Here is a 6,519-nt window from a genome sequence, read left to right on the forward strand (position 1 = left end):
GGGTGACCCATGTCACATGCCCGCGCTGTCACAGGGATCGGGTCGCCGGCGTCTCGTGGTCGTCAGAACGCCGCGCGTACAGCGCTTGAGAAAGGCAGAACGACATGAGCGTCACCACGTTCGCGGTAGCGGGAGCGACCGGGCGGCTGGGCCGCCACGTCGTCGACGTCCTGACCGAGCGGGGGCACCGGGTCGTGCCGATGTCCCGCGCCACCGGCGTCGACATCATCACCGGTGAGGGCCTCGCCGAGGCCCTCACCGGGGTCGAGGTCATCATCGACGTCGCCTCGTGGCACTCCTCCGACCAGGAGGCGGCGACGGAGTTCTTCCGCACGTCGGCCCGCAACCTGCACGAGGCCAGCCAGAAGTCGGGCGTCGCCCGGATCGCCGTGGCGTCCATCATCGGCGCCGACAAGGCCACCGCCGGTTTCCTCGCCGCCAAGAAGGTGCACGAGGAGCTCCTCCTGTCCGGCCCGCTCCCGGTCCGCATCCTGCGGCCCGCGCAGTTCCACGAGTTCGTCGGTCAGCTCCTCGAGTGGCGGCAGGGCGACGTCGCCTACATCCCGGCCCTGCCCACCCAGCTCGTGGCCTGCCGCACCGTGGCCGAGGAACTGGCCGACCTTGCCCTCGCCCCCGGCGCGCCCGCCCCGGGAACACCGATCCCCGAGATCGCCGGTCCCCGCACGGAGACCATGGCGGAGGCGGCCCGGCTTCTCGGCGCCCGGCGAGGCGTCAAGGTCGTCGGCGTCGACGGGTCCGGCATGCCCGATGCCGAGATCGCCGCCGACGGCGCCTTCCTGCCCGGCCCGCACGCCAAGCTCGCCGGACCCGCCTTCCAGGAGTGGCTCGGCACCAAACCCTGAGCCCGGCCGTACGGCACGGCCTTGCCCGTGTTTTCGGGTGTCCTCCTGGCCTACACGGGGTCGTGTGCCAGCCTCGGCCGGCGCGCCGGTCCCCCGCGGCGATCACGGCGATCGGGGCGCCAGGTCGTGACCAGGGCGGCGGCGAGGAGCAGCTCGGCGATGTCGCCGCCGTAATACATGATCTCCGCCCCGCCCCGCAGCTCGGCCACGGGGGCCCGCACGCCCACCCGGAAGCCGGCGTACATCAGCTGCGCGACGACCGCGTGCACGGCGATGGCACAACCGAGGTAGACCAGGCGGGCACGGACGCCCGGCCTGGCGGGCGCGGGATCGGGACCGGCGATGACATGGGCGAACAGGCAGCCCGACAGCAGGAAGTGGGCGTGCAGCAGCCAGTGCCCCGCCGCGTGCGCCGCGGCGGCGTCGTAGAGCGGCGTGAAGTAGAGCGCCACGATGCTGCCGGTGGACAGCAGCAGGGCGGTCGCCGGATGGGCCGCCAGCCGGCCGGGACGGCTGTGCACGACGGCGGTCAGCCGCCGCGCCCCGGCGACGGGCAGGGTCCGCAGCAGCAGGGTGACGGGGGCGCCCAGCACCAGGCCGATCGGGGCGTACATCCCGATCAGCATGTGCTGCACCATGTGACCGCGGAAGTCGGCGTGGGCGAGGGACGCGACGGGCGGCAGGAGCGCCGCCGCCACCAGGACGAGCCCGGCGGCGAAGCTCGCCGTACGCCACCCTCTCCAGCCCAGGACCGGGTTGCGGCGGCGCGCCCGCCGGGCCAGGTGAAGGTACACGAGCAGGACGAGGACCGGCGCGAGCACGCCGGACACCCCCGCGAAGTGGGCGCCGTGGTCGTTCACGCGAAAGCCCCGGCGGGGTCGAAGGACCGCCCGCTACGCGCGAGCAGGTAACCCCCGGCGAGCAGCAGCGCGCCCAGGACGAGGAAGCCGAGGTCCCACCACAACTGGTCGGGGCCGCCGCGGACGTGATGGATGCCCAGGATGTGGTGGTCCAGGACGCCCTCGACGAGGTTGAAGACGCCCCAGCCGACCAGGACCCACCCCCACAGCACCCGCGAGGTCCACACCCGGCGCCGCTCGCGGGTGACGCGGGAGTACAGGATCGCGAGGCCGATGAGCACCGCGAGCCAGCACACGGTGTGGAACAGGCCGTCCCACACCGTGTTCATCTCCAGCCCCGAAACCGTGCGGGGGTCGTAGTACCGCACCCCGATGCGGTCGCTGTCGGTGCTGCTCAGCATGTGGTGCCACTGCAGGAGCTGGTGCAGCAGGATCCCGTCGACGAACCCGCCCAGCCCCACCCCGAGCACGATGCCCGGCAGGCGCAGACTGGCCGGCGCCGGACCGGTCCCGGCCTCGCCCGCGGTGGTCGCCATCGCCCTGCCCCCGTCCCCCGGCCGCCGCTGTGCGGATCTCCGCCTGGGCAGGTTCCCCGGACCGGGGGGCGTAGTCACGCAGGCACGCGCGGATCCTCCGCCCGGCCTACCGACTCTTTAGACGGCGCCTCTTAGGCAGGGCCTCGTCCGGCGGTGCGGGCGGTGACGAACGCCCCGACGCCGTCGAGCACGCGCTGCAGGCCGAACTCGAACGCCTGGTCCGGGTCGTAGGCCGCGTTGTAGGCCTCGCCCGCCGCCGCGCCCACCCGGGCCGCCAGCGGATGACGCCGGGGATCGAACGCCTTGGCCAGATAGGGCGCGTGGGCGTACCACCACTGCTCGTCGGTGACGCCCGTCTCCCCCGGCGCCTGCGCCGCCTCCACCGCGCCCCGCGCCGCGCCGCTCACGTAACCGTTGAGCAGCGTGACCACCGAGTCCATCTCGAGGTCGTCCAGGCCGATGCCGTCGACCGCCCGCAACTCGTAGTCGTACTTGGCGATGAGGTTGGGGCCGAGCGGGGGCCGGCTCGTCGTCGACACCTGCAGCATCCACGGATGCCGCCGGTAGAGCGCCAGGTTTTCCCGGGCGATCAGCTCCAGCCTGCCCCGCCAGCCGCCCGCCACCTCCGCGGGTGCGGGCAGCTCGCCGTACGCCGTGTCGACCATGACGTCGATCAGCTCGGCCTTACCCGGGACGTAGGTGTACAGGGACATCGTCCCCACACCGAGCTGCTCGGCGACCCTCCGCATGGACAGCGCGGCCAGGCCCTCGGCGTCGGCCACCGAAATCGCCGCGCGCACGATCCGGTCGACACTGAGATCCGGTTTGCCCTTGCGTCCGGTCCGCTCACCCGTGCGCCACAGCAGGGCCAGACTCCGCGCCGGGTCTCCCTGCGAGCTGTACTCCGTCATCGCCTGCGAATTCTATGCGCACCCTGGTTCCGTATGCTGTACGGTACGCCGTACCAATCCTGAACGGAGAAACGCGATGACGCACGCGGTCACAGCGGAAGGCCTGCGCAAGCGGTACGGCGACACCCCCGCCCTCGACGGCGTCGACCTCGCCGTCCGCGAGGGCACCGTGCACGGCCTGCTCGGACCGAACGGCGCCGGCAAGACCACCGCCGTCCGGATCCTCACCACGCTGCTGCGGCCCGACGGCGGCACGGCCCGCGTCGCCGGCTTCGACGTCGTACGCCAGGCCGCCGACGTACGCCGCAGCATCGGCCTGGTCGGCCAGCACGCCGCCCTCGACGAGATCCTGAGCGGCCGGCAGAACCTCGTCATGTTCGGCCGCCTCCACCACCTGCGCCCGGCCGCGGCCCGCGCCCGCGCCGACGAACTGCTCGCCCGGTTCGGCCTCGCCGGCACCGGGACCAAACCCGTCGGGCAGTACTCAGGCGGCATGCGCCGCCGCCTCGACCTGGCGGTCGGCATGATCTGCTCCCCGCCGGTGCTGTTCCTCGACGAGCCCACCACCGGACTGGACCCGCGCGGCCGCACCGAGGTGTGGGACGCCGTCCGCGCCCTCGTCGCCGCGGGCACCACCGTGCTCCTCACCACCCAATACCTGGAGGAGGCCGACCAGCTGGCCTCCCGCGTCTCGGTCGTCGACGCCGGCCGCGTCGTCGCGGAGGGCACCCCCGACGAGCTGAAATCCGCGCTCGGCGGCGACCGCCTCGACGTCGTCGTGCGCCACACCGCCGACCTGCCGGCCGCCGCCGCGATCGCCGGCCGGGTGACCGGCGCCCCGGGTGACGCCTCCGTGGACCTGGACGCCGACGCCCGCCGCGTCAGCGCGCCCGTACGCGACCGATCCGCCGCGCTCCCCGAGGTCCTGCGGGCCCTGGACGCCGCCGGGATCACCGTGGCCGACATCGCCCTGCGACGGCCCACCCTGGACGAGGTCTTCCTCCACCTCACCGGCGCACGGAACACGACCGAGAACACCACAGGAAAGGCGGCCGCGGGATGACCGTCACCGCACCCGAGATCCCCCGCACCGCGGCCGCGCGGCTGCGCTGGGCCCTGGCCGACGGCTGGACCGTCACCCTGCGCAGCCTTCACCACTGGGCCCGCACACCCGGCCGGCTCGTGGCCGCCCTGCTGTTCCCCGTCATGATCGTGCTGATGTTCGGCTACCTGTTCGGCGGCGCGATGGCCGTACCGGGCGGCGGCGACTACCGCGAATTCCTCATGCCCGGCATGTACGCCATGACCATGCTCTTCGGTATCGAAGCCACCTTCACCGCCGTCGCCCGCGACGCCACCAAAGGCGTCACCGACCGCTTCCGCTCCCTGCCCATCGCCTCCTCCGCCGTCGTCCTCGGCCGCAGCGTCGCCGACATGCTCAACACCGTCCTCGGCCTCGCCGTCATGATCGTCTGCGGCCTGGCCGTCGGCTGGCGCTATCACGAAGGCCCCGCCCGCGCCGCACTCGCCGTCGGACTGCTCTTGCTGCTGCGCTTCGCCTTCCTGTGGGTCGGCATCTACCTCGGCCTGACCCTGAACGGCCCCGAAGCCGTCATGGCCGTCCAGATCCTCGTATGGCCCGTCGGCTTCCTGTCCAGCGCCTTCGCCTGGACCGGCACCATGCCCGGCTGGCTCGCCGCCGTCGCCGAATGGAACCCCCTGTCGGCCACCATGGCCGCCACCCGCCACCTGTTCGGCAACCCCGGCGCGGGCGGCACCACCTGGGTCGCCGAGCACGCCGCGGTCATGGCCCTGGTCTGGCCGCTGCTGCTCGTCGCGGTCTTCCTCCCGCTGTCGGTCCGCCGCTACCGCCGCCTCGACCGCTGACACCCCTTTGTGACCCATGACACATGCGGTTCCTGTCAGCAATCGGGGCGCTGTTCCGCTCAAGTCAGCGAAAGCAAGCGAGAGCGAGCCGACAGGAGCAACACATGAAGCACCGCATCGTCGTCCTCGGCGCCGGCTACGCCGGGGCCTACGTGGCCGGGACCCTGGCCCGCCGGCTGTCCCCGGCGGACACCGAGATCACCGTGGTCAACGCCGTGCCGGACTTCGTCCAGCGGCTGCGGCTGCACCAGTTGGCGGCCGGCCAGGAGATCGAGGCTCCGAAGCTCGCCGACGTCTTCGCGGGCACGGGGATACGGCTGCGCCTGGCCCGTGTCACCGCCGTCGACCCCGAGCGCCAGGTCGTCGCCGTGGCCGACGCCGACGGCGGCGGCGAACTCGGCTACGACACGCTTCTGTACGCGCTCGGCAGCCACGGCGACGACCACGCCCTCCCCGGCGTGGCCGAGCACGCCTTCGACGTCGCCGCCAGGCCCTCGGCGCTGCGCCTGCGCGAGCGCCTGGACAGCCTGGACAGCCTGGGCAGGCGGGGCGAAGGCGGGCGTGTGGTGGTCGTCGGCGACGGGTTGACCGGCATCGAGACCGCCACCGAGATCGCCGAATCCCGGCCCGGCCTGTCGGTGGCGCTCATCGCCCGCGGCGAGCTGGGCGCCCGGCTCTCCGCCGGGGCCCGCGGCCACCTGCGCCGGGCCTGCGACCGGCTGGGCATCACCGTCCTGGAGCACACCGCCGTCGAAGCCGTCGAAGCGACGCGCGTGCTGTGCGCCGACGGCACCGCCCTGGCGTCCGACGCCACCGTGTGGACGGCCGGGTTCGCGGTCACCCCCCTCGCCGCCGCCGGCGGGCTGGAGGTCACCGAAAACGGCCGGATCGTCGTCGATCGCACCATGCGGTCGGTCTCGCACCCGAACGTCTACGCCGCCGGCGACAGCGCCTATGCCATCGGCGACAACGGCCGGCCGCTGCCGATGTCCTGCGCTTCGGCCGGCTTCACCGGCCGGCAGGCCGTCGAGGCGATCGTGGGACGCCTGACCGGCCGTGAGATCGCCAGCACCACGCTGGCCTACCCGGGCAACCACATCAGCCTCGGGCGGCGGGACGGGATCCTGCAGCTGGTCGACGACGAAGCGCAAGCAAAGCCGAAATACCTGGGCGGCCGGAAGGCCGCGCGGATCAAGGCGGGCATCCTCACGATGTCGCTGTGGACCACCTCGCACCCGACCTTCGGGATGCCCAAGCGCAAGCACCGCCTGGCCGCCGCGCCGGACGCGACCGCCGACAAGGCGATCTCCCACAGGGAAGGCGGTCACGTTGCCGCCTAGTGGGGTGTCCACTTAGGTTCGCCGGGCCGCGACACGCCGGGCCGCTTCCGGGCCTCTGATCAGGTTTGCCTCCACTGTCGGTACCAGTGATCGGTACCGACAGCAGGAGGAGCGCATGGCCG

7 protein-coding genes are annotated in these 6,519 nt (G+C 73.0%); 4 read left to right on the forward strand and 3 right to left on the reverse strand.

Annotation, left to right across the window (positions count from 1 at the left end):
- Window positions 1–104 precede the first annotated feature (104 nt).
- The gene (locus HHX41_RS35620; protein ID WP_182909471.1) at window positions 105–863 is read left to right on the forward strand and encodes an SDR family oxidoreductase; all 759 of its coding nucleotides are present in this window, start codon (window positions 105–107) and stop codon (window positions 861–863) included.
- A gap of 50 nt (window positions 864–913) precedes the next feature.
- Here the strand turns inward: HHX41_RS35620 and HHX41_RS35625 are convergent, their stop codons facing one another.
- The 3 genes from HHX41_RS35625 to HHX41_RS35635 form a co-directional block, all read right to left on the reverse strand.
- Window positions 914–1,723 (reverse strand): cytochrome c oxidase assembly protein, encoded by an 810-nt coding sequence (locus tag HHX41_RS35625; protein ID WP_182909472.1) that lies wholly within the window; start codon window positions 1,721–1,723, stop codon window positions 914–916.
- Window positions 1,720–2,259, reverse strand: a complete 540-nt coding sequence (locus HHX41_RS35630) for a DUF2243 domain-containing protein (RefSeq protein WP_182909473.1) — start codon at window positions 2,257–2,259, stop codon at window positions 1,720–1,722. Before HHX41_RS35630 ends, HHX41_RS35625 begins: the two co-directional genes overlap by 4 nt.
- Window positions 2,260–2,390: 131 nt before the next feature.
- Window positions 2,391–3,170 (reverse strand): TetR/AcrR family transcriptional regulator, encoded by a 780-nt coding sequence (locus tag HHX41_RS35635; protein WP_182909474.1) that lies wholly within the window; start codon window positions 3,168–3,170, stop codon window positions 2,391–2,393.
- Window positions 3,171–3,246: 76 nt separating this feature from the next.
- Here HHX41_RS35635 and HHX41_RS35640 point away from each other — a divergent pair, with 76 nt between their 5' ends.
- The 3 genes from HHX41_RS35640 (at window position 3,247) to HHX41_RS35650 (ending at window position 6,397) form a co-directional block, all read left to right on the forward strand.
- Window positions 3,247–4,233: an ATP-binding cassette domain-containing protein gene (locus tag HHX41_RS35640; protein WP_182909475.1), complete on the forward strand. Its 987-nt coding sequence runs from the start codon at window positions 3,247–3,249 to the stop codon at window positions 4,231–4,233.
- Window positions 4,230–5,057 carry an ABC transporter permease gene (locus tag HHX41_RS35645; protein WP_182909476.1) on the forward strand — a complete coding sequence of 276 codons (828 nt, stop codon included), beginning with the start codon at window positions 4,230–4,232 and terminating at the stop codon, window positions 5,055–5,057. Before HHX41_RS35640 ends, HHX41_RS35645 begins: the two co-directional genes overlap by 4 nt.
- A gap of 104 nt (window positions 5,058–5,161) precedes the next feature.
- Entirely contained in the window at window positions 5,162–6,397 is a 1,236-nt protein-coding gene (locus HHX41_RS35650; protein WP_182909477.1) for an NAD(P)/FAD-dependent oxidoreductase, read from the forward strand.
- The last annotated feature ends 122 nt before the right edge of the window (window positions 6,398–6,519 follow it).

The organism is Microbispora sp. H13382 (genome assembly GCF_014161445.1).
In the GTDB taxonomy this organism is placed as follows: domain Bacteria; phylum Actinomycetota; class Actinomycetes; order Streptosporangiales; family Streptosporangiaceae; genus Microbispora.